This window comes from Marinobacter goseongensis, assembly GCF_023156235.1.
GTDB lineage: Bacteria > Pseudomonadota > Gammaproteobacteria > Pseudomonadales > Oleiphilaceae > Marinobacter > Marinobacter goseongensis.
In genome coordinates this window covers 68,816-89,080 of the sequence record NZ_JAKZAI010000010.1, presented here as the reverse complement: position 1 = coordinate 89,080, position 20,265 = coordinate 68,816, and the positions used below count along the sequence as shown (strand labels likewise).

Genomic DNA, 20,265 nt, shown 5'->3' with positions numbered 1-20,265 from the left:
GGTGGACACCGGGCTCACCATTGCCATGATCCTTGCCACTCCCGGCACCGGCTGGGGCGGCATGGAAAAGCACGCCGCAGAGCTGGCCGCGGCTCTGGCTGCACGGGGGCATCGCATACACGTGCTGGCCCACCCGGCCTATCTGTCGCAGTTCGGTGCTGCTGTTACGGTACACCCTCTGCCGCTGCATCTGGGCCGGCGCAACCCCTGGCTCCGGTTCCGGATTCAACGGACGCTGCGCTCGATCCGGCCGGACATTACCCACGCACAGGGCAACAAGGCGGCCAGTTTGCTGAGTCGCACCCAGAAATTTGCCGGGGTCACCCTCGGCACCGTACACGGCACCAAAACCTCCCACAGGGCCTTTGCCGGGCTGGACGGTGTTATCGCCGTCAGCGCTGACATTCTGGCCGCTTTGCCTCATCGGAATAAACGCCTGATCCACAATGGCCTCATCCCGGCGACCACAAACCACGGAACAACCGGCACCACCATACCGATTCCCGACGACCGACCGGTTCTGCTTGCCGCCGGCCGACTCGAGCCGGTCAAACAGTTCGACCGATTGATTCAGGCGTGGATCGATGCGCGTGTTGCCGGCACGCTGGTGATCCTTGGAGAAGGCAGTCAACGAGGACGGCTCACCGCCCTGATCAGAAAGCTTGAGGTGGAGGACCGGGTTCTGCTGCCGGGTTTCGAGACCAATACCGGAGCATGGCTGAAGGCCGCGTCAGCCTGCGTGATCAGCTCAAAACGGGAGGGGTTCCCCTACATTCTGGTGGAATCCCTGCGCGCCCGGTGTCCGGTGCTGGCCACACCGGTGAGCGGTGTGCGGGAATTCCTGCCGCTGGATTGCATCGCCAACTCGGACAGCACCGCCGACCTCAGCCGCCTGATAAGCCAACACGCCCACTCGCTGCACGCGCTGCACGCGCTGGCAAACCATCAGACAGCGGCGTTTGAGCGCGCCGCCCACACCCTTTCTCAAGAGGCTATGGTGACGGCGACAGCACAGTTCTATCACCAGCTTATTGCTGACGCGTCTCCGGCGGGGTCTTCTCCTGCGCCGCGATGACGGCCTTGGCCACGACCCGATGACCCTCGGCGCTCAGGTGAGTACCGTCCGCCATCAGGCACTCGGACCGGCTCGCCCAGAGCTGATCGTAGGCATCTGCCACAACCGCATTGCAGTGTTGTTTCGCAAGATCCCGTAGCGCCTGGTTGTATGCCCGGATTCGAGGGTTGCGCGGCTCGTCCAGATTCGGCGGCGTTGCCACCAGCACAAACCGGGTCTGCGGGGCCGATCCGACTACCTGACTTACATTGGCGAGGTACTCCGCCAACGGCACCTGCTCCACCGCACCGAGGCGCTGCAGAAGATGCAGTCGTCGCCCGAGTTTCTTGATCTTCTTCACCAGCTTGCGCGCGATCTTGCGAAACGGGTTATCCGGGTAGTACAACACGTAAGGCGCGCCGCGAAATACCTGCCAGGAGTCCACCAGACCGTACTGGATAAAGCCCACCTGATAATCGCCCGGCGGAAACGCCTGGGCGTAGCGCAGCAGCTCCCGGGTCGTGCTCATGGTATGACCGCAATTGACCAGACTCTGCCCGAGATGCAACGCCACCAGCTCCGGCCACACCGGCTCGTGGTAGCCTTTAAGCCCCTCGGTGTTACAGTCACCGTAAGCGATACAACGTGTTGTCATGGTACGATTCCGTTTCCATTACTCAGGGATGGATCTTCTTTCAGACATAAAAGGTTCTGTGACCACCCATGATTGACCTTGGCACCTGCCAGCCGTTCGCCTCAGGCTATAACCGACACTGCTTTCGCCACCCGGACGATCCGTCATTGTGTCTGAAAGTACTGCGCCCTGAAAACATCGAGGCGCGCTATCAGCGCCAGCCGTGGGCCAAGAAACTGTTGGGCAGACGCCGCATTGATGACAACGCCCAGGAACTGAAAGCCCACCGGCAAAGGGCCATCCGCCGCTTGCTCTCTCGCGGCGAAGCCGAGATGGTCTGGCAGCATCTGCCCCGTTTTTACGGGGCTGAACTCACCTCCCTCGGCAGCGCCAATGTCAGCGAACTGCTGCTGGATGACCAGGGCAAGCCCGCACAGACCCTGGAGCACTACCTGCGCCATCGGGGCTTTGACCAGCCCATGCGCGAAGCCGTTGGTCGCTTTTGTGAATGGCTGCAAACCACAGGCATTCTTACCCGCAACCTGCTGCCTCACAATCTGGTGGTGACAGCCCTCTCCGGGCAACCCGAACTGTTCCTGGTAGATGGCCTTGGCGCGCCAACCATTCCCCAGACCCTGGCCAGGGTTCCTGGCTGGAACCGTCATTACATCGCCAGAAAGCTCGCTCGATTTGAGCTGAGGCTGGCCTGGGAGCAGAGCGATCAGATGGTGTCCTGGGAACGATTTCAACGCTTAAAATAAAACCTGGTGATTACCCATGATATCATCTCGTCCAGCTTTCTTGCTTGACTGTCAGGTACGACAAACCGGAGTGCGTATATGATTTGCCCAGCCTCACAGCCGGCAGCCACTCCCCGATTTCTTCACCCTTTGTCGTGCCAGAGTTGACGATGCCAGCGTAGACCGACGTGCGTCGGCTAAAGTACGCCTCCTGAATACCGGCGAGGCGCCCATGATGACAGTCAGCATCATTAACACGATCACCAGCCGCTGAAGCGGTACATTGTTCAATTTGAGGATCAAGACGGCAGAGCATGAGCAAATTCAAGTATTACCTGATCGCAGGTTTGTTGCGGACTGTCAGCTTTCTGCCATTAGGGGCCGCTCAATTCATCGGCAAGTGGTCAGGGCTGCTGGCATGGAAGCTCGGCGGCAAACCGCGGAAGATTACCGACACCAATTTGAAAATCTGCCTGCCCGAACTCACAAACGAGGAACGCCGGGAGCTGTCCCGAAATTCTCTGGCTCACACCGGCATGACAGCTTTGGAGATCCCGCTGATGTGGGAATGGCCGGTCGAGAAATGCCTGGGGCTTATCAAGGAAACAGAGGGCCTGGAACTGGTGGATGAGGCTCTGGCGACCGGCAAAGGATTGATCCTGCTAGCGCCCCACCTGGGCAATTGGGAGCTTGCCGGTCTGTTTTTCTCGTCCCGCTACAAAATGGCGGCACTCTACAGCCCGCCGCATATCAAGGAATTCGAGGACTATATGATCCGGGTTCGCGGCCGACTTGGCTCTGAACTGGTGCGCGGAGACCGTAAAGGTCTGATGCGCCTGATGGGCATTTTGAAGGAAGGTGGCGTCGCCGGTATCCTCCCGGATCAATCCCCCCGCGGCAAAACCAACGCCTATGCGCCCTTTTTTGACATGGAGGTCATGACCATGACACTCGTGGGCAAGCTGGTTCAGAAAACCGGGGCCAGCGTACTGGTGACTTACGCCGAACGCCTGCCCAACGGGAAAGGCTTCAAGGTTCTGGTCACTGAAGCCGAACCTGGCATGGGTGCCGACGACACCGTCGCCGGAGCCACCGCCCTGAATCAATCCGTGGAGAAGGTGGTACGCATGGCACCTGAGCAGTACCAGTGGGAGTACAAACGGATGCGGCACCGGCCGCCGGGGAATCCGAATCCTTATAAGCCCGGGCAGATTTGTCAGTAATCAGCTATTAGCTCCTGGTGGTCAGAACTTTGCGATAGAGTTCAGCATAGCGGCCAGCAATTTCTTCAGGACTGAAGTTTTTAAGACCCTCAAGCGCTTCAGTCGCCAAGCCTTCGGCCAAACCTGGCTCGTCGAGCACCTGCTGAATCGCCACCGCCAAGGCTTGTGCGTCACCAGCAGTAACAAGAAGGCCGTTTTCGCGATCTTTGATCAAGTCAGGAATGCCCCCGGCATTGGCGCCAATCACTGGCACCCGATGCTGCATTGCCTCCAGTATGGTTGACCCCAAACCTTCTGAAAGCGACGGAAAAACGAAAACATCGAGTGCAGCCAGCCAGTCTCCCACATCGTCCCGGTGCCCCAGAAAGCGGATATTGGGCAGTCCCTCTGCCAGCTTTTGGAGCCAGTCTTCATCTGGCCCCTCACCGAGAAACACAAACTGGAGATCGGGAGACGAATCACGCAAACGTCGAGCTGCTTCAATGGTGACCTGATATCCCTTGTGCTTCAGCAATCGCCCGACCTGCCCTACCAGCCGTTTGCCCGAGTACTGGCTTCGCAGCCCTGACACGCGCTCAGGTTCTGCAGGAAATGCGGAAAAACTCGACGGTATAATGACCGTATTGGCGGTGGCCAAGCGCTGTCTGACTACCCTCTCGATAGCAGAGCTCAGGCAAACCACCGCACTCGCCCTGCCATAGGCACTGGTCGTCAGCCGCCCGCTGCCAATCCGATTATCAACACGCCTCGTGATGATGTAGGGCGTTCTCCGAACCAGGGATTCAATCCAACCCCAGTAGACTGCCTTGCCATCATGACAATGGATCAGGTCCCAGCCTCCCGTGCTGTGTCCCAGGACAAAGTGAGAACACTCCCGGAATACGACGTTCGGGGCACCGTCCAGCTCGCTGAAAAGACGACTTCCCGGCCGCGCTATCAACGTTTGACGAATACTCTGGCCAGCCAGCTCCCGGATCAGGTTAACCGTCTGTCGTTCTCCACCGGAGAAGCCCCCGGCCAGATTTACATGGCAAATGTGCATACCAACTCGGCCCAGTCGATGTTTTAATGGCGGCAGTGTAAGAGATCGACCTTAAAAAGGACATAACACCGTGAAGCTACTCGTAATCAGCTCCTATGTAGACACCTGGAATTCGGTTCGCCCGGAAGCCGAAATGCTTATCGGGCTCGTGAAGCTTGGTGTCGAAGTTGAGCTGATGACACAGCCGGATTCGGAGTACCGCCCTCGCTTTGAAGCAAACGGTATCAAGGTGCATGGTTTCCACCCCAGAAAGAAAATCGAACCTGAAGCCATCCGGCGAATACGGGCGATTTTGAAAGAAGGCAAGTTTGACGCAGTTTACTGTTTTAACAACAAAGCCATCGCCAACACCAACCTTGCGGCCATCGGCCTGCCAGTCAAAGTGGTGACCTACCGGGGCCAGACCGGAAATATCAGCCGCTGGGATCCCAGCGGCTACCTGACTCACTTAAGCCCAAGAGTGGATCGAATTGTCTGTGTGTCTAAAGCAACCCGCGACGACCTTCAAAAGCACGTTTGGGGCAATAAGAACAAAGTGTGCACGGTCTATAAAGGCCACGATCTCGACTGGTACCGGAATACCCCGGTAGACCTCAAACAATTTGGCGTGCCGAATGGCGCCTTCGTGGTTGGGTCGGTGGCCAATATCCGCCCCAGAAAAGGACTGCCAATTCTGCTAAAAGCCACGCACCTACTCCCGCCGGACAGCAACGTCCATTTACTCCTGGTGGGCAGAGGGATGGATAATCCAGAGGTCCAGGCGTTAATCCAGGCAAGCCCGATGGCAGACAGAATCCACCTGACAGGATTCCGGACAGACGCACCGGCCATCATCGCCTCCTGTAAGGTGTCTGTGCTGGCCTCAACCAAACGAGAGGGGCTTCCCAAAACGGTAATTGAAGCCATGGCCTATGGCGTTGCACCCATCGTCAGTGATACCGGAGGGAGTGCGGAGCTCATTGAAGATGGCGTTTCCGGTATACGCGTAACACCCGGTAGCGCAGAAGACATTGCAGCAGGCATTCAACGGCTGCATGAATCTCCGGAACTATGCGAAAGCATGGGCCAAAGCGCCCAACAAAGAATCACTTCGCACTTTCATGTTCAGCAGTCGTCTGAAGCCCTGTTGAGGGTGCTGAACGATACCGTCAACGGCGAGTTTTAATCCAGAGCGCTGCGTATTTGTTGAAGGCATAAATGGCGGTGGTGACGGCCAGCAAAAATCCATGCCCGCCGTCCAGAAACCCTCTCTGAAGCAGATATTTCCTGACAAACGCACCAACGCTGTGGGTACAGGCAGAGAAAAGCGACGCTTTTTTGCCACGGCGGGCCCGGCCCTCAGCCCAATCCTCCGCATAGCGGACGGATTTCGCCATGTAGTCCGGGAAATTAGTGGCCGTGTAGTGCAACAAATCCCCACCTAGCGTTTCCACACTGGCGCCCGGGCAGTGCACCTTTTCATGGACCAGAGCATCGTCATACCCGAAGTCGTCGCGACGGTACAACCGCACCACTTTATCGGGATACCAGCCGGAGTGCCGGATGAAACGGCCAAAAAACCACGACAACCGCTTGACCTGAAAAACCTGCTTCGCCCGCCCCTGCTCGATGGCATGCTGAATGGAGGAAGCCAGTTCCGGGGTGACCACTTCATCGGTATCAATCCAGAGCAACCACTCGCCCTGCGCGTGGCTTTGGGCCCTCTGACGCTGCGGACCAAAGCCTGGCCAGTCGTCAGACTGGAAAATGCGCGCCCCGAACTGCTCCGCGACGGCCAGCGTCTCGTCCGTGGAGCCGGAATCCAGAATCACAATCTCGTCGGCGAACGCCAGGCTTTTCAAGCACTTGGCGAAATAAGGACCGGCGTTTTTGGTAATCAGTACCGCGCTGAGTTTCACCGACAGGCCTCCAGGACCCGCTGCACGGAAATACCCGTCAGACAGTTGTAATGGCCAAAACGGCAGGTCCGCTCAAAGCAGGGGCTGCACTCCACCGGATGCCGGACAATCGTCGCCTTATCCGTCAGCGGCGGTGTGAAATCGGGGCTGGTGGAACCGTAGATGGCAACCACATCAGCACCAGAAGCGGCGGCCACATGCATCAGGCCGGAGTCGTGACTGACCACTTTGCGGCAATGGCTGAACAGGTCCACGGTATCTTCCAGGCGGGTTTTACCGCAAAGGTTGAACACGCCTTCCTGACCATTGGCAATCTGCTCACCCGGCGTCACATCCTTTGGGCCGCCCATAATCCAGACCTGAAAGCCCTGCTGCACCAGTTTTTCAGCGAGCTCCCGGTGGCTTTCAAGAGGCCACTGCTTTGCCGGCCCGAACTCCGCACCGGGGCAGATGGCAATGGCAGGGCGTTCCGTATCCAGGTCAAGGTTGCCCATAACATCTGTCAGGTTCGCCTTTTCGATCGTCAACGACGGTTGTGGCGCATCAAACTGATAGGTTTCATAATCGGCCTTGCTGGCCCCGAGCCCCATGTAACGCCACACGGTTCTGTCGGTGATGGTCGCGCCGTCGCGAGTCGGGTGCCTGCGCCGGGCATCGGTCAGCAGAATCGAACGCCCTTCCCCACTGAAACCAACCCGCTCGGGAATACCTGCAAAGAAAGGAATCAAGGCAGATTTGAGCGAACGGGGCAGAACAATGGCTTTGTCATACCCTTTCAGCGTGCGGGCCAGTCGCCACTGGGCTTTCAGGGCCAGTTCGCCACTCTTCCAGGGTGCTGCGATGCCTTGGTTGACCTCTGGCATACGGGCGATGATCGGAAGCGACCATCCCGGGGCCAGCACGTCGATTTCTGCGTGCGGGTCTTGCCGCTTGAGGGACATGAACAGCGCCTGAGCCATAACCATGTCGCCAACCCAGGACGGGCCAACCACCAGGTATTTCATCGATCCAGCCAGGCCAGGTATCCCGCAACTCCACCAGCAACGTCCGTGAACGAATCGGTGTAACCCGCATCACGCAAGGCGCTGACGTCCGCCTGGGTGAAGCTCTGATAGCGGCCTTTCAGTTCGTCCGGGAAAGGGATGAACTCCACCTTACCCTTACCGTGGTACTGGATGACCGCCTCGGCCACCTCCAGGAACGACTGGGCACGGCCGGTGCCCAGATTGAAAATGCCGGACTGATCCGGATTATCAAAGAACCACAGGTTTACCTTGCACACGTCGTCTACGTATACGAAGTCACGCTGTTGCCCACCGTCGGAATAGCCATCCCAACCCCGGAACAGCTTGGGATTCTGGCCCGCTTTGATCTGTTCGTGCAGGTGATAGGCCACGGACGCCATCTTGCCCTTGTGCTGCTCCCTGGGGCCGTAAACGTTGAAGTAACGGAAGCCGACGATCTGGCTGCGGGCAGACGGCAGAATCTTGCGCACGTACTGGTCAAACTGCCACTTGGAATAACCGTACACGTTCAGCGGTCGTTCGCACTCACGCCCTTCCCGGAACTCATCACTGGCCCCGTAAACCGCCGCACTGGAGGCGTACAGAAAGGGCACTTTTTGGTCCAGACACCAGTGCAGTAACATCTTGGAGTAGGTGTAGTTGTTCTCCATCATGAACTTGCCATTCCACTCGGTAGTGTCGGAACACGCCCCCTCGTGGAAAATGGCCCGGATACCCACCGGCAGGTCATTCGCCCTGACCCGCGCCAGAAACTCGCCTTTGTCCATGTAATCGGTGATATCGAGTTCCGCCAGATTACGGAAACAGGTGCCGTCCGTCAGATCATCGACAACGAGAATGTCCGTCTCGCCACGCTGATTCAGCGCGTGGACAATGTTCGCTCCGATGAAACCGGCACCGCCAGTGACGACAATCATGGTAAGACTCCTGAGAACTCCGTACGGGCGGGCCTGACAACGACCCGGAATGTACCTGTCATCTTAACCTCTTTTGCCCATCGCTAAAACCGCCACAACCATTCGCCTCAGCGGCGAAAACCACTGTGAACGTTGCATTAACAGCTGGTTAGTACGAAAAAAAGCATATGGGACGCCTCTGGCCAGCATGGTACACTTTACGCTTTCAGCCGGTGCCGGAAGACACCGGCGCGACCAGATGACAGCTCACACCGGAGGCTCCCATGTCCCAGCCAAGCAGTTACCTCGCCACCCTGGAACGGCACCGCAAGACCTTTGCCATTCTGGAGCAACATCAGGAAGCGGCGGAACAACTGCTCGAGCTCACCAGGCAGTGCCTTAAAAGCAGCGGCAAGGTCATCTTTCTGGGCAACGGCGGGAGCGCAGCAGACTCCCAGCATCTGGCGGCCGAATTCATGGTGCGTTACAAGAAAGAGCGCGGCCCACTGGCCTCCATCGCGCTGACCACCGACACCTCGATTCTGACCGCCCACCCCAACGACTACGAGTTTGAAACCGTGTTCGAGCGCCAGGTTCTGGGGTTAGGCAAGCCCGAAGATCTGGTGATCGGCCTGACCACCTCCGGCCAGAGCGAGAACATCAACCGGGCCCTGAAATCCGCCAACGACCTGGGTGCCGCCACCGTTGCCCTGACTGGCAGAGATGGCGGCAAGGTAAAAGATATCGCCAAACTCTCCATCATCATCAACAGCGACGAAACCGCCCGCATTCAGGAAGCCCATATGTTCATCGGCCACTGGCTGTGTGAAGCGATGGATGAGGTGGTACTGTCCGGAGGCCTTGACTGATGCTCGACCTCGCCCGGCTGGACCAGCTTCAGAACGCCTCTGTGCTGGTGATTGGCGATGTCATGCTTGACCGCTATTTCATTGGTGACACCAACCGCATTTCACCGGAAGCACCGGTGCCGGTGGTGCGTGTTGCCCACACAGAAGACCGGGCAGGCGGTGCCGCCAACGTCGCCAGAAACATTGCCCACCTTGACGGCCAGGCCGCCATTCTCGGCATTATCGGCAACGATGCAGACGGGCGCTTGCTGAAAGACCTTCTGGTGAAGGAAAAGGTCCATTCCGAGCTTCTGGAACTGGACGACGCCCGCACCATCTCCAAAACGCGGATTATCTCCCGCCATCAACAGATGGTCCGGCTCGACGTGGAAGACACCTTCCCCGTCGCCCAGGCCGAAAGCGTCAAGCAGCGTTACAGCGAACTGGTTGAGCAATACAATACCGTCATCATCAGTGACTACGCCAAAGGCACCCTCGCCTGTGTTGGCGACCTGATTCAGGCTGCGCGAAGCGCTGGCAAGCAGGTACTGGTAGACCCGAAAAGCAAAGATTTCTCCCTGTACCGCGGCGCCACAGTCATCACCCCGAACCTGACTGAGTTCAAGGCGGCCGGCGGGGATGCCTCGTCCGACGAAGCGATGCTGGCTTCCGCCCGCGCCATGCTGACTGAAGCGGGCATCGACACCATGCTGCTGACCCGCAGTGAGCAAGGCATGAGCCTGATCACCCAGACTGAGCACCACCATTTCCCGGCGGAAGTTCTGGAAGTGAGTGATGTGACCGGCGCCGGCGATACCGTCATTGCCACTCTGGGCACCTTGATGAGCGCCGGGTTCGAGCTGAAAGATGCCGCCTGGCTGTCCAATCTGGCGGCTGGCATTGTGGTCGCCAAACTGGGCGCTGCCACCGTTTCCCCGGAAGAGCTGGCTGCCCGCGCAAGCCACCAGTGGTCGGCCAAGACCAGCGGCTACCACCCGAGCGTCGAGCAGAGCCTGCTGCACATCGACTACGCCCGCCAGCAGGGCGAGCGCATTGTCTTTACCAACGGCTGCTTCGACATCCTGCACGCCGGCCATGTGCGCTACCTGGCGCAGGCCAGGGCACTCGGTGACCGGCTGGTTGTCGGGCTGAACGCCGATGCCTCCGTGCGTCGCCTGAAAGGCGCAGAACGGCCCGTAAACTCGCTGGAAGACCGGATGGAAGTGCTATCCGCCCTGGCCTGCGTGGACTGGGTCATCCCCTTCGGCGATAACCCTGAGGAAAACGACACCCCCGAACAACTGATCAAGCGGGTGACGCCGCAGGTATTGGCCAAAGGTGGCGACTACTCAGTTGAGACCATCGTCGGCGCGGACTTTGTTCAGGGGAACGGCGGTGAGGTGGCCATCCTGCCCACGGTTGAAGGCCGTTCCACCACCGGGCTGATCAAGAAAGTACGAGGCTGATTTGTCTGCGCCCCGCTCCATCTGCCTGCTGCGCCTGTCGGCCATCGGCGACACCTGCAACGCGGCTGCCGTGGTTCACGCCATCCGGCAACATGACCCGGAAACCGAAATCACCTGGGTGATCGGCAAAGCTGAAGCCGCACTGATGGCTGGCATGGACGGCGTCAATCTCGTTGTGTTTGACAAGAAACAGGGCATGGCAGCGTACCGCAACCTTCGGCGCCAGCTCCAGGGCAAACGATTTGACGCCCTTCTACTGATGCAGGTCGCCCTGAGAGCCAATCTCGCCAGCTTGTGCGTTTCCGCCAAACGACGAATTGGCTTCAACAAGGCCAAGAGCAAGGAACTGCACAGCCTGTTCATCAATGAACGGATAGAGCCGACGGACAAAGTCCATGTGCTGGACAACTTCCGACAGTTCCAGAAATCGCTTGGGATTCCTCTCGGGGAGCCTGACTGGAACATTCCGGTCAATGCAGAAGACCGGAATTGGGCCAAGGCCCAGCTCGACCCCGGCACCCGCAAACACCTGATCATCACCCCCGCCGCCTCCAACGTCGAGCGGAACTGGATGCCCGAGCGCTACGCTGCTGTGGCTGACCACGCCGCCAGCCAGGGTTTTACCGTGTACCTTTGTGGCGGCCCGGGAGACCTTGACAAGGAATTGGCTGCCAGTATTCAGGCACAGGCCCAACGCCCCATACGCGATCTGGTTGGCCAGTCTAGCCTGAAGCAACTGTTCGCCCTGATTGGCGAGGCCAGTCTCGTACTGGCACCAGACACCGGCCCGGCCCACATGGCCGTTGCCGCCGGCACGCCGGTTATCGGCCTATACGCCCACAGCAACCCGAAACGCACCGGCCCCTACCGGTGGCAGGAATATGTGGTAGACGCCTACACCCCTGCCCTGAAACAGGTGCGCGGCGAAACCCTGGAGCAAAGCCGCTGGGGCCAGAGGCTCAAGGGCGAGGAGTTGATGAAAAGCATCACGACGGAAGACGTTATCGACATGCTGAACCGCTGCATTCAGGAACAGAACCTATGACCCGCAAAGCTGTATTTCTGGACCGGGACGGAGTGATCAACGAGGATCACGGCTACGTGTATCGCAAAGAAGATTTCGAGTTTGTAGACGGTATCTTCGAAGCCTGCCAGCGCTTTCAGCACCAGGGTTACCTGCTGATTGTGGTCACCAACCAGTCCGGCATTGCCCGTGGCATGTACACCGAAGCACAATTCCAGGAGGTGACAGACTGGATGGTGGAGCGCTTCAGGGAGCAGGGCGTGACCATCACCAAGGTTTATCATTGCCCGCACCATCCGGACTTTGGGCCTGCAGATGAGCGAAATTGCGATTGCAGAAAGCCGAAACCGGGAATGATATTGAGGGGGATTGAGGAGTTTGAGCTTGTACCGAAACTTTGCCTGATGGTTGGTGACAAAGTCTCTGACATGACCGCTGCCGAATCAGCAGACTTAGGCACTGGCATTCTACTCAACAACCAAGTGCAGAAGTTGAGCGAGGGCAACCGTTACTGCCGCATAAAGAACCTCAAGCAACTACTCACACTTCCTGAAGGCTCCATTAATTGCCCTGAAGAATATTGAACCGTTTTCGAGGCTAGTGTAATGAAAAAATTGATTGTCGATCTCGACGGGACCATCACGAAGGGCGACACGTCCGATTACCGGAACGTGTCACCGAATCTGGACGTAATCGATAAGCTTCGTTTTTATAAAGAACTCGGTTACGAGGTGATTATTCAGACAGCTCGAAATATGAGAACGTTCGAAGGGAACGTCGGGAAGATCAACATACATACGCTACCGATCGTGACAGAATGGCTGGATCGTCACGATGTACCTTATGACGAAATTCATGTAGGCAAGCCTTGGTGCGGTTTCGAAGGGTTCTACGTCGACGACCGCGCAATACGTCCATCAGAATTTACCCGATTGACCCCGGATGAAGTCGAGGCGCTCATCGAACAGGAAAAGCACTGATGTTCCTGATAATGTCCGCGGCCTATATAACCCAAGAGCTTCGATCAGAGTTCGGAGCACTACCTCCCAGCTTCCTGCCTCTTGGCAACCGCCGACTGTTTCAACATCAGGTGCGCCTTGCACCAGACAACACGTCCGTGTTTCTTACCGTCCCTGAATCGTTTGAGATTTCGTGCTTTGATCGGACGTGGCTTGATCAGAATGAGATCACTGTCATCCCGCTCCCCGACGGACTCAGCCTTGGGGCGTCTTTGGTTGCAGCGCTGAACCTGATCGAACAAGGACTTGAGACACCTTTGCACGTGCTTTTCGGTGACACTCTGGTTGATCCACTGCCTCACGGGGATGATCTGGTTGCAGTGGCCAATGTTGAAGACAACTACGACTGGGCCATCGTAACGGAAAATGGCGACAATTGGCTCACCAGCAGCCCAAACACCCTTGCTCAGCAAGAGCATGAGGTTGTCACCGGATACTTCAAGTTCAGCAGCCCGCGACAATTGATCAGATGCATTACCCAGTCCAACTGGCATTTTCTGGAGGGCTTGAGCAGATATCGAAAAACCGTTGGCCTCAGTACCAGCAAAGTACCAAACTGGCTGGATTTCGGGCACGCCAATACTTATTACCGATCAAAATCAGCACACACCACCCAGAGGGTGTTTAACCACCTCAGCATAACGCCTGACTGGATCGAAAAGTCTGGCAACCATGGTGACAAGATTGAAGCAGAGGCAAACTGGTTTGAGAGCCTGCCCCCGATGGTTCGCCGCTTCACGCCCCAGTATCTTGGCCGACCAGAAAACACTGAAAGCGGAGCCTACCGGCTTGAGTACCTCCACCATACCGCACTCAACGAGCTTTTTGTCTTTGCGGATGTCCCTGCGCTTTTGTGGAAGAAAATCTTTAAAGAATGCCTGAATTTCCTGACTACCTGCGCAGCACATCCAAAACCTGAAAAGCATTCTTCCTCATCTGACCTGAACAAACTTTTTACAGTCAAAACAGAAACCAGGCTGCAAGCCTTTTGTGAGGACCGAGGCTTTTCCGCCGAGAGCCTGCTTACATACTATGCTCCAGGCGCGAGCGGACGAGAACGGCGCTTATCCATCAATGATCTCGTTCGAGGCAGCCAGGCAAACCTTCCCAAGGATGACGCTCGGGCTACTCTGTTCCACGGCGACTTTTGCTTCAGCAATATCCTTTACGAGTTCAGAACCAATCGAATCAAAGTCATTGACCCCAGAGGAATGACCCCTGATGGAACAATCAGTGCTTATGGCGACATTCGCTATGACTTGGCCAAACTCAGCCACTCTGTTTTGGGAATGTATGACTGGATAATTGCGGGCTATCACAACACCAGCCTGAGCGGTGATAACATTTCGATCACACTGCCGGAATCAGCGAAGCACCACGACGTCCAACAGCTTTTTCTGGGAATGCTGGAATCACAGTTTTCAGTAACACCCTCCGAACTATATGCCATGCAGGTTCACCTGTTTTTATCCATGCTGCCATTGCATTCGGATGACCCGCATCGACAGAATGCCATACTCGCCAATGCCTTCCGGCTCTACGACTTGATGGAGAGACACTCGCAATGATTGTAATTCCAATGGCGGGCCTCAGCTCGCGATTTTTCAGGGCCGGTTACGAAAAACCTAAATACATGCTCGAAGCCCACGGGAAAACCCTGTTCGATCATTCTGTTCTGAGCTTCAAAAAATATTTCAACTCTGAGGCATTCCTCTTCGTAATACGCGACGTTCACGACACAGAGCGTTTCGTCAGTGATAGGGCTAAAGCCCTGGGTATCAAGAATTACCAAATCATTACTCTTAGTGAAGAAACTCGCGGACAAGCTGAAACGGTTTATCTCGCGCTAAAACAGTCCGGAAATATCGATCAGCCCCTGACGATCTTCAATATCGATACATTTCGGCCCAACTTTACGTTTCCAGCTGAGAGTCGAAAAGGAAGCGGGTATTTAGAGGTGTTCCAAGGCCCGGGAGACCACTGGTCTTTTGTTGAACCTGACCCATCAGGGAGTGGACGGGTGCAGAGAACAACAGAAAAGGTCCGCATTTCTGACCTTTGCAGCACCGGACTGTATCACTATACAAGCTGTCAGGAGTTTATCGGCGCTTTTGAGCTATACAGCCAAATGCCCAAAAGCCAGTGGGCCAAGGGAGAGCTATATATCGCGCCGCTGTACAATCTGATGATCAAACGAGGAAATAATATTTATTACCACCTGATTAACAGGGATGATGTCATTTTCTGCGGCACGCCCTCCGAGTATCAGGAATTTACGGCGTCCGGATCGATTACCAAAACATGATTAACCACAAAGATATTACCGTTGTCGTGCAAGGACCGGTCCAAACCTTCCAGGATAGGCCCCAGGAATCAGGGATCACTCAAAAGTGTATCGAATCCGTTCGCACGCATCTCCCGGGAAGCCGCATTATCCTCTCTACCTGGCCATCGCAAGACCTGAGTGGACTGGACTATGACGAGCTGGTGATTTCAGACGACCCAGGTCCCAACGTAAGATTTCTAAAATCGAACGGCAATCCTCAGTATTTCAATAATAATCGCCAGATTGTTTCAACCCGTGAAGGACTAAAAAAGGTAACCACTCGCTATGCGATAAAGCTTCGCAGCGACAATTTCCTTACCGGCAACTTCTTCACCGAACTTCAGCAAAGGTATCCAGAGCGGAGTAGAACTCATCGTTTTCTGCACGAACGGGTTGTTGTCGCTAACGTCTTCACACGGCAATACGCGAAGGGCTTCCGCGTACCCTTTCATCTATCCGACTTTTTCTACTTTGGACTGACAGAAGACCTTTTAGCGCTTTGGGACTTAGAACTTTTCCCTGATGCAACGGACCCCGAAATTGACAGAGAAAATGTGCTATTCCAGGGGTTCGCGACTGATTGTACCCAAGCCTTCTGGGTTCGAGCTCTTCAGAAATTTGACTCATCAATCCACATTAACGGCCTCTTGGACAACACTCCGGAAAACCTTGAAACATCCGAAAAGTGTTTCGCCAACAACCTGGTAATAGCTTCCCCTGCTGAGCTCGGCTTAGGACTTTGCCAGAAGTTTCTCGGGACCGCCCGAATCTCGCGAACCAAAGGGCAATGCGCCCAGTGGCAGCACTGGGAGTGGCAAGAGATTTACCGCCGCTACTGTGACCCGGATTTCCCCAAAGCTCCCGCATCAGTGAGGGCAAATCTGTTTCTGAAACGCTTGGTTCATGTGCATCCTGTCAAGCTGGAGACCATGTTCAAGCTCTACAAAACCACACGCAACAGTGAGTCAGGCAGCACCAAATGATCGAAGCACAGCACAGCCTGGTCTCTGCTCTGAAATATTTACTGCTTATACTCATTGGCACCTTCCCTGCATTGAGCGTTATCGTTGATGGTTACGGAAGTGCCCTCTGGTATCTTTTAGGGCTAGCCGGCATCGTCTCATTTGCGACCAGCGCCGACGCTCGCAAGAGGCTTTGTTTTGAGCCAAAGGCCCTGCTATTCATTGCCACACCTTTTCTCTTCTTCCTGTGGTCGATCATTATTTACTGGCTCGTTGATCCGAGCGATTTCGCGAAATCCCGTGTAGAGCGACACGCCCTGCTATTGATCAGCGTTCCTGTCATCGCGCTCCTGTTCCATGCACGGTTCCGCGCAAAGGATCTTTTACTGAGTTTTTCCCTGAGCGGCCTGGTGTTTCTGGCGTATTGGTTTGTACACGATGGCGAGGGCAGGTTAGACGGACTGGTTCACGCCATCCATTTTGGTAACATCGCCCTCATTACTTTGATACTCTGCATTGGAGGGTTTTTCACCCAGAGCAAGCGTCACTGGTATGTGATAGCCGCGATTGGAGTTGTTGGCGCACTGATAGCCTTTATGGAGGCCGGATCCCGGGGCGGCCTTGTTGCTCTGTTTTTGGCACTCCTCGTCATTGGATTGTGGTTCAGCGTTTCCCGGAACCAAATCCGTTACTTTGTCGTTATGCTCGCTCTCGTCGCGTCTGTTGCCATCGTCTCGGTCAAATTTATTGACCCGATCTCCGAACGATATGCGCTAACGCTGAGCGAGCTTAATCAATTCTCAGAAGGCCAGATGTATACCTCTATGGGAATGCGCTTGCTCATGTGGGATGCAGCACTGAACGTTGTCACCGATGCTCCGGTCATTGGCTCGGGCTTCTCTGGATACCGGACAGAAATCCTTAGTCAGATATCCGAAGGGCAACTGAAACCGCTCATGTCAGATTACTCTTCCGAGCCCCACAACCAATATCTGTATCAGCTTTCTTCCCACGGCCTGATTGGTCTGTTCCTTCTGCTACTGATGCTGACGATCCCTTTGTTCTACCTGGCCACACCTCACCCTGGCGGCCATCGAAACCACCACATCATGTCTGTGACGCTGGCTGTCATCTTTCTATCGTTCATCTTCTTTGGGCTGACAATCACGCTGTTTGATCAGAGGAGAATCCTTCAGAACTTCGGGCTGTATTATGCCGTCGCAGCCTGGTTCATCTGTAACAACTACAGGAAGAGTCTACATTGAGAGCTGTCATCGCTATCAGACAAATCCAAAGACACACGGGTGCTGTCCGAAACGTTATTGAACACTGCCAGTATCTCAGGGCGCTGGGCTATTCAATTACGATTATGGCCGAACGCCATAACCGGGAAATCCTTAATGAATGTGGAGCGGACTTTATTCAAATCATGCGATGGCCCATCAAAGGTACCTATCGCCGCGTCTGGTTTGATAACCGCGTACAACGCTGGCTGAAAGCACACCCTTATGACCTCTTTTTCAGTCATGGTGACAGCCATAGCAACGACATCCTGGTGATGCACAACTGTGTCAGGTTGCATGAAGAAAAGTGCGGTACGCCTGAGCTTGATGTAGCCGCATTCCACGACTCCGTGATCTCGGCTGGAGATTACCGGGTACTCATCACCAACTCCAAACTGATGGCCGATGATTTCCATCAACGATATTCAGTGCCCCAAGACAAACTGCATGTTTTTTATCAGGGTGTTGATACCAGCCTGTTCAATATGTTGAACAAAGAAACACTCCGGCGTAAAGCTCGCCGAGAACTGCAGATCGCTGAAACCTCCGCGGTTGTTGGGCTGATCACGTCCGGAGACTTTACCAAGAGAAACGTCCACTTCTTTCTCGAAGTTGCTGGATTTCTTGCATCAAACACATCCTTTCAGATCGACTTCCTTGTCGTGGGGAAATCCAACAGCACTCGTTTTGCCGACCAGATATCCGCACACGGCTTGCAGTCCCGGATTCGATTTATCGACCCGGTACCGAATGTTCACCAACTGTTTCATGCCCTGGATTTGCACATATTCCCCGCCTTACTGGAAGAATATGGTCGCGTTGTTCTGGAGGGGCTGGCCTGTGGAGTACCTACGATCGCAAGTGACAACGTCGGTGTGGCTGAGCTAATGCAGGAACACGCGGTGCCAGAAGTAATAAGTGGATACAACCTGGAGGAATGGGGGAACGCTGCGCAAAGCTTGCTGACAGACCCCGACGCCGGTCAGAGAGCCAGTCAGGCGGCAGCATGTCTCGCTCAAAAGTATTCAATGGTGAATCAAAAACACGCTATGCAGGATCTCGTGAGTTCTCTCATCAAACGTTAGTGGAGACGTTGTACCCCTCAAGGAAAAACTGCCATTGACGTTCCACTTCTTCACCATAGGCCTTATTCAGGGAACGCTTCAACCGATCTACAGTATTGCTTTTCCAGGAGATGCGATAAGAGGTTTGGGAGCGCAGCTCACCTTTGTCAAAATCTATCAGGTGTATTGAGGTCTCTCCGATCAGGATATTGAAGCAGTTCAAATCCGCGTGGTACACACCCCCATCATGGAATTGGCGAACCACTTGCCCGATTTCTCGCCAACGGTTTTCATTGAGGGCCAGAGCAACGTCCCCTAACGGGCAAACACCTTTAAGGCGTTCGACGATAATGGTCGAGGAGTAAAGCAACCCTCTACGTTGGTACATAACCGCCACAGGCTTGGGTACGGGCAACCCCATAATGCGGAGCTGTCTTAACAGACGGAACTCTGCGAACGATCGAACGCGCGCCTCTCCTGCGTACAGGTAGCGATCACGTTCCAGCTTTCCGACCAGCCCCCCCCGAAGATACTGGCGAAGGACCCAATGCTCCGGGCTACGCTCAACAAACCACGCACTCCCACGCCCCCCCGAAGAAACCGGCACCGCGCGCTCACCCCAAAAATCAGGATCAAACCAGCCCGGGTCAAACTGCGCTGCCCACTCAGGCATCACCAGCGCCTTGACGCCATCTCGCTCGATGCGCACTTCGGTATCTGAGCCCACTACCAATCCTCTCAGAGAGTGATTAATCACCAATTCTATTAAAAAAGCCGCCCCACTGGAAACATGAGCGGCTCTTTCTCTGAACTAACGCTCTTTACTGGTTAGCGAACTTCCGTCAACCACTCCTGATGCTCGCCCAGTTTACCCTTCACTGCATCAAAATACATCGCCTGCAGCTTCTCGGTCAGCGGGCCCCGCTTGCCGGCGCCAATCAAGCGGCCATCCAGCTCACGAATCGGCAGCACTTCGGCGGCGGTGCCGGTGAAGAAGGCCTCGTCCGCGATGTACACTTCGTCACGGGTGATGCGGCGCTCTTTCACCGGAATGTTCAGCTCGCGGGCAAAATCAAGAATGGTGGCGCGGGTGATGCCCTCGAGGCAGGAGGTCAACTCCGGCGTATGCAGCACGCCGTCACGCAGAATGAAAACGTTTTCACCCGACCCTTCAGCCACATAGCCTTCGTTGTCGAGCATCAAGGCTTCTTCACAGCCGCTGGCGATAGCTTCGTTCAGGGCCAGCATGGAGTTGATGTAGTTGCCGTTAGCTTTCGCCTTACACATGGTGATGTTAACGTGATGACGAGTATAGGAAGAGGTGCGCACCTTGATGCCCATTTCCTTGGCTTCCGGCGACATGTACGACGGCCAGCTCCAGGCCGCGACCATTACATGCACCTGTAGGTTGTCGGCACGCAGACCCATGCCTTCGGAACCCAAGAACACCATGGGGCGCAGGTACGCCTCGTCCAGGTTGTTTTCGCGAACGGCCGCGCACTGGGCATCATTCAGCTGTTCTTTGGTGAACGGCATTTTCATATTCAGGATATGAGCAGAACGGAACAGACGGTCAGTGTGCTCTTTCAGGCGAAAAATCGCCGGGCCATTGGCGGTGCTGTAGGCACGCACGCCCTCAAAACAACCCAGGCCGTAATGCAGGGTGTGGGTCAGCACGTGGGTTTTGGCTTCACGCCAGGGAACCATTTCACCATCCAGCCAGATCAGGCCATCGCGATCAGCCATCGACATTGTTTCTGC

General features: G+C 55.7%; 21 protein-coding genes. 14 read left to right on the top strand and 7 right to left on the bottom strand.

Annotated features, from left to right (window positions below; all coding sequences use genetic code 11):
• Nucleotide 1: 1 nt before the first annotated feature.
• A complete protein-coding gene (locus tag MLC70_RS10880) occupies nt 2-1,075 on the top strand; it encodes a glycosyltransferase (protein ID WP_248183717.1) in 1,074 nt (357 codons plus the stop codon).
• On the opposite strand, the gene MLC70_RS10875 is transcribed toward MLC70_RS10880, so the two are convergent.
• Nucleotides 1,029-1,709, bottom strand: coding sequence for an SGNH/GDSL hydrolase family protein (locus MLC70_RS10875; RefSeq protein ID WP_248183715.1), 681 nt, complete (start codon nt 1,707-1,709; stop codon nt 1,029-1,031). The two genes, MLC70_RS10880 and MLC70_RS10875, sit on opposite strands and share 47 nt — an antisense overlap.
• A 68-nt stretch (nt 1,710-1,777) precedes the next feature.
• On the opposite strand from MLC70_RS10875, the gene MLC70_RS10870 reads away from it, so the two are divergent.
• Nucleotides 1,778-2,449, top strand: coding sequence for a YrbL family protein (locus MLC70_RS10870; RefSeq protein WP_248183714.1), 672 nt, complete (start codon nt 1,778-1,780; stop codon nt 2,447-2,449).
• Between the two features lie 293 nt (nt 2,450-2,742).
• Nucleotides 2,743-3,651: a lysophospholipid acyltransferase family protein gene (locus MLC70_RS10865; RefSeq protein WP_248183713.1), complete on the top strand. Its 909-nt coding sequence runs from the start codon at nt 2,743-2,745 to the stop codon at nt 3,649-3,651.
• Between the two features lie 7 nt (nt 3,652-3,658).
• Here the strand turns inward: MLC70_RS10865 and MLC70_RS10860 are convergent, their stop codons facing one another.
• On the bottom strand, nt 3,659-4,693 hold the full coding sequence (locus MLC70_RS10860; protein WP_248183712.1) for a glycosyltransferase family 4 protein: 1,035 nt from the start codon (nt 4,691-4,693) through the stop codon (nt 3,659-3,661).
• Between the two features lie 70 nt (nt 4,694-4,763).
• Here MLC70_RS10860 and MLC70_RS10855 point away from each other — a divergent pair, with 70 nt between their 5' ends.
• Nucleotides 4,764-5,858, top strand: a complete 1,095-nt coding sequence (locus tag MLC70_RS10855) for a glycosyltransferase family 4 protein (protein ID WP_248183711.1) — start codon at nt 4,764-4,766, stop codon at nt 5,856-5,858.
• Here the strand turns inward: MLC70_RS10855 and MLC70_RS10850 are convergent.
• Genes MLC70_RS10850 through rfaD form a run of 3 tightly spaced genes read right to left on the bottom strand, consistent with a single transcriptional unit; the run spans nt 5,842 to nt 8,533 of the window.
• Complete coding sequence (locus MLC70_RS10850) at nt 5,842-6,591, bottom strand: glycosyltransferase family 2 protein (RefSeq protein ID WP_248183710.1); 750 nt, start codon at nt 6,589-6,591, stop codon at nt 5,842-5,844. The two genes, MLC70_RS10855 and MLC70_RS10850, sit on opposite strands and share 17 nt — an antisense overlap.
• Nucleotides 6,588-7,595, bottom strand: a complete 1,008-nt coding sequence (gene waaF / locus MLC70_RS10845; protein WP_248183709.1) for a lipopolysaccharide heptosyltransferase II — start codon at nt 7,593-7,595, stop codon at nt 6,588-6,590. Before waaF ends, MLC70_RS10850 begins: the two co-directional genes overlap by 4 nt.
• Nucleotides 7,592-8,533, bottom strand: a complete 942-nt coding sequence (gene rfaD, locus MLC70_RS10840) for an ADP-glyceromanno-heptose 6-epimerase (RefSeq protein WP_248183707.1) — start codon at nt 8,531-8,533, stop codon at nt 7,592-7,594. Before rfaD ends, waaF begins: the two co-directional genes overlap by 4 nt.
• 263 nt (nt 8,534-8,796) lie before the next feature.
• Between rfaD and MLC70_RS10835 the strand changes: the two genes are divergently transcribed.
• Genes MLC70_RS10835 through MLC70_RS10790 form a run of 10 tightly spaced genes read left to right on the top strand, consistent with a single transcriptional unit; the run spans nt 8,797 to nt 18,525 of the window.
• Nucleotides 8,797-9,381, top strand: a complete 585-nt coding sequence (locus tag MLC70_RS10835; RefSeq protein ID WP_248183705.1) for a D-sedoheptulose-7-phosphate isomerase — start codon at nt 8,797-8,799, stop codon at nt 9,379-9,381.
• Entirely contained in the window at nt 9,378-10,826 is a 1,449-nt protein-coding gene (gene hldE / locus MLC70_RS10830) for a bifunctional D-glycero-beta-D-manno-heptose-7-phosphate kinase/D-glycero-beta-D-manno-heptose 1-phosphate adenylyltransferase HldE (protein ID WP_427902105.1), read from the top strand. Before MLC70_RS10835 ends, hldE begins: the two co-directional genes overlap by 4 nt.
• Nucleotide 10,827: 1 nt before the next feature.
• Nucleotides 10,828-11,871, top strand: coding sequence for a glycosyltransferase family 9 protein (locus MLC70_RS10825; protein ID WP_248183702.1), 1,044 nt, complete (start codon nt 10,828-10,830; stop codon nt 11,869-11,871).
• Complete coding sequence (gene gmhB, locus MLC70_RS10820) at nt 11,868-12,434, top strand: D-glycero-beta-D-manno-heptose 1,7-bisphosphate 7-phosphatase (protein WP_248183701.1); 567 nt, start codon at nt 11,868-11,870, stop codon at nt 12,432-12,434. The genes MLC70_RS10825 and gmhB overlap by 4 nt, the downstream gene beginning before the upstream one ends.
• A gap of 21 nt (nt 12,435-12,455) precedes the next feature.
• Entirely contained in the window at nt 12,456-12,830 is a 375-nt protein-coding gene (locus MLC70_RS10815) for an HAD family hydrolase (RefSeq protein WP_248183700.1), read from the top strand.
• Nucleotides 12,830-14,437, top strand: a complete 1,608-nt coding sequence (locus MLC70_RS10810; protein ID WP_248183699.1) for a capsular biosynthesis protein — start codon at nt 12,830-12,832, stop codon at nt 14,435-14,437. The genes MLC70_RS10815 and MLC70_RS10810 overlap by 1 nt, the downstream gene beginning before the upstream one ends.
• Nucleotides 14,434-15,174, top strand: a complete 741-nt coding sequence (locus MLC70_RS10805; protein ID WP_248183698.1) for a glycosyltransferase family 2 protein — start codon at nt 14,434-14,436, stop codon at nt 15,172-15,174. Before MLC70_RS10810 ends, MLC70_RS10805 begins: the two co-directional genes overlap by 4 nt.
• Nucleotides 15,171-16,178 carry a WavE lipopolysaccharide synthesis family protein gene (locus tag MLC70_RS10800; RefSeq protein ID WP_248183696.1) on the top strand — a complete coding sequence of 336 codons (1,008 nt, stop codon included), beginning with the start codon at nt 15,171-15,173 and terminating at the stop codon, nt 16,176-16,178. The genes MLC70_RS10805 and MLC70_RS10800 overlap by 4 nt, the downstream gene beginning before the upstream one ends.
• Nucleotides 16,175-17,422, top strand: coding sequence for an O-antigen ligase family protein (locus MLC70_RS10795; protein WP_248183695.1), 1,248 nt, complete (start codon nt 16,175-16,177; stop codon nt 17,420-17,422). The genes MLC70_RS10800 and MLC70_RS10795 overlap by 4 nt, the downstream gene beginning before the upstream one ends.
• The gene (locus MLC70_RS10790; RefSeq protein ID WP_248183694.1) at nt 17,419-18,525 is read left to right on the top strand and encodes a glycosyltransferase family 4 protein; all 1,107 of its coding nucleotides are present in this window, start codon (nt 17,419-17,421) and stop codon (nt 18,523-18,525) included. Before MLC70_RS10795 ends, MLC70_RS10790 begins: the two co-directional genes overlap by 4 nt.
• On the opposite strand, the gene MLC70_RS10785 is transcribed toward MLC70_RS10790, so the two are convergent.
• Nucleotides 18,515-19,231, bottom strand: coding sequence for a 3-deoxy-D-manno-octulosonic acid kinase (locus tag MLC70_RS10785; protein WP_248183693.1), 717 nt, complete (start codon nt 19,229-19,231; stop codon nt 18,515-18,517). The two genes, MLC70_RS10790 and MLC70_RS10785, sit on opposite strands and share 11 nt — an antisense overlap.
• Nucleotides 19,232-19,332: 101 nt before the next feature.
• Complete coding sequence (locus tag MLC70_RS10780; protein WP_248183692.1) at nt 19,333-20,256, bottom strand: branched-chain amino acid transaminase; 924 nt, start codon at nt 20,254-20,256, stop codon at nt 19,333-19,335.
• Nucleotides 20,257-20,265: the final 9 nt, after the last annotated feature.

What these genes read in the sequence shown, in the direction of transcription:
- MLC70_RS10875 (WP_248183715.1), bottom strand. Translation starts at nt 1,709, where the DNA reads ATGACAACACGTTGTATCGCTTACGGTGACTGTAACACCGAGGGGCTT.
- MLC70_RS10870 (WP_248183714.1), top strand. Translation starts at nt 1,778, where the DNA reads ATGATTGACCTTGGCACCTGCCAGCCGTTCGCCTCAGGCTATAACCGA.
- MLC70_RS10865 (WP_248183713.1), top strand. Translation starts at nt 2,743, where the DNA reads ATGAGCAAATTCAAGTATTACCTGATCGCAGGTTTGTTGCGGACTGTC.
- MLC70_RS10860 (WP_248183712.1), bottom strand. Translation starts at nt 4,693, where the DNA reads ATGCACATTTGCCATGTAAATCTGGCCGGGGGCTTCTCCGGTGGAGAA.
- waaF (WP_248183709.1), bottom strand. Translation starts at nt 7,595, where the DNA reads ATGAAATACCTGGTGGTTGGCCCGTCCTGGGTTGGCGACATGGTTATG.
- rfaD (WP_248183707.1), bottom strand. Translation starts at nt 8,533, where the DNA reads ATGATTGTCGTCACTGGCGGTGCCGGTTTCATCGGAGCGAACATTGTC.
- MLC70_RS10835 (WP_248183705.1), top strand. Translation starts at nt 8,797, where the DNA reads ATGTCCCAGCCAAGCAGTTACCTCGCCACCCTGGAACGGCACCGCAAG.
- gmhB (WP_248183701.1), top strand. Translation starts at nt 11,868, where the DNA reads ATGACCCGCAAAGCTGTATTTCTGGACCGGGACGGAGTGATCAACGAG.
- MLC70_RS10815 (WP_248183700.1), top strand. Translation starts at nt 12,456, where the DNA reads ATGAAAAAATTGATTGTCGATCTCGACGGGACCATCACGAAGGGCGAC.
- MLC70_RS10810 (WP_248183699.1), top strand. Translation starts at nt 12,830, where the DNA reads ATGTTCCTGATAATGTCCGCGGCCTATATAACCCAAGAGCTTCGATCA.
- MLC70_RS10805 (WP_248183698.1), top strand. Translation starts at nt 14,434, where the DNA reads ATGATTGTAATTCCAATGGCGGGCCTCAGCTCGCGATTTTTCAGGGCC.
- MLC70_RS10800 (WP_248183696.1), top strand. Translation starts at nt 15,171, where the DNA reads ATGATTAACCACAAAGATATTACCGTTGTCGTGCAAGGACCGGTCCAA.
- MLC70_RS10795 (WP_248183695.1), top strand. Translation starts at nt 16,175, where the DNA reads ATGATCGAAGCACAGCACAGCCTGGTCTCTGCTCTGAAATATTTACTG.
- MLC70_RS10780 (WP_248183692.1), bottom strand. Translation starts at nt 20,256, where the DNA reads ATGTCGATGGCTGATCGCGATGGCCTGATCTGGCTGGATGGTGAAATG.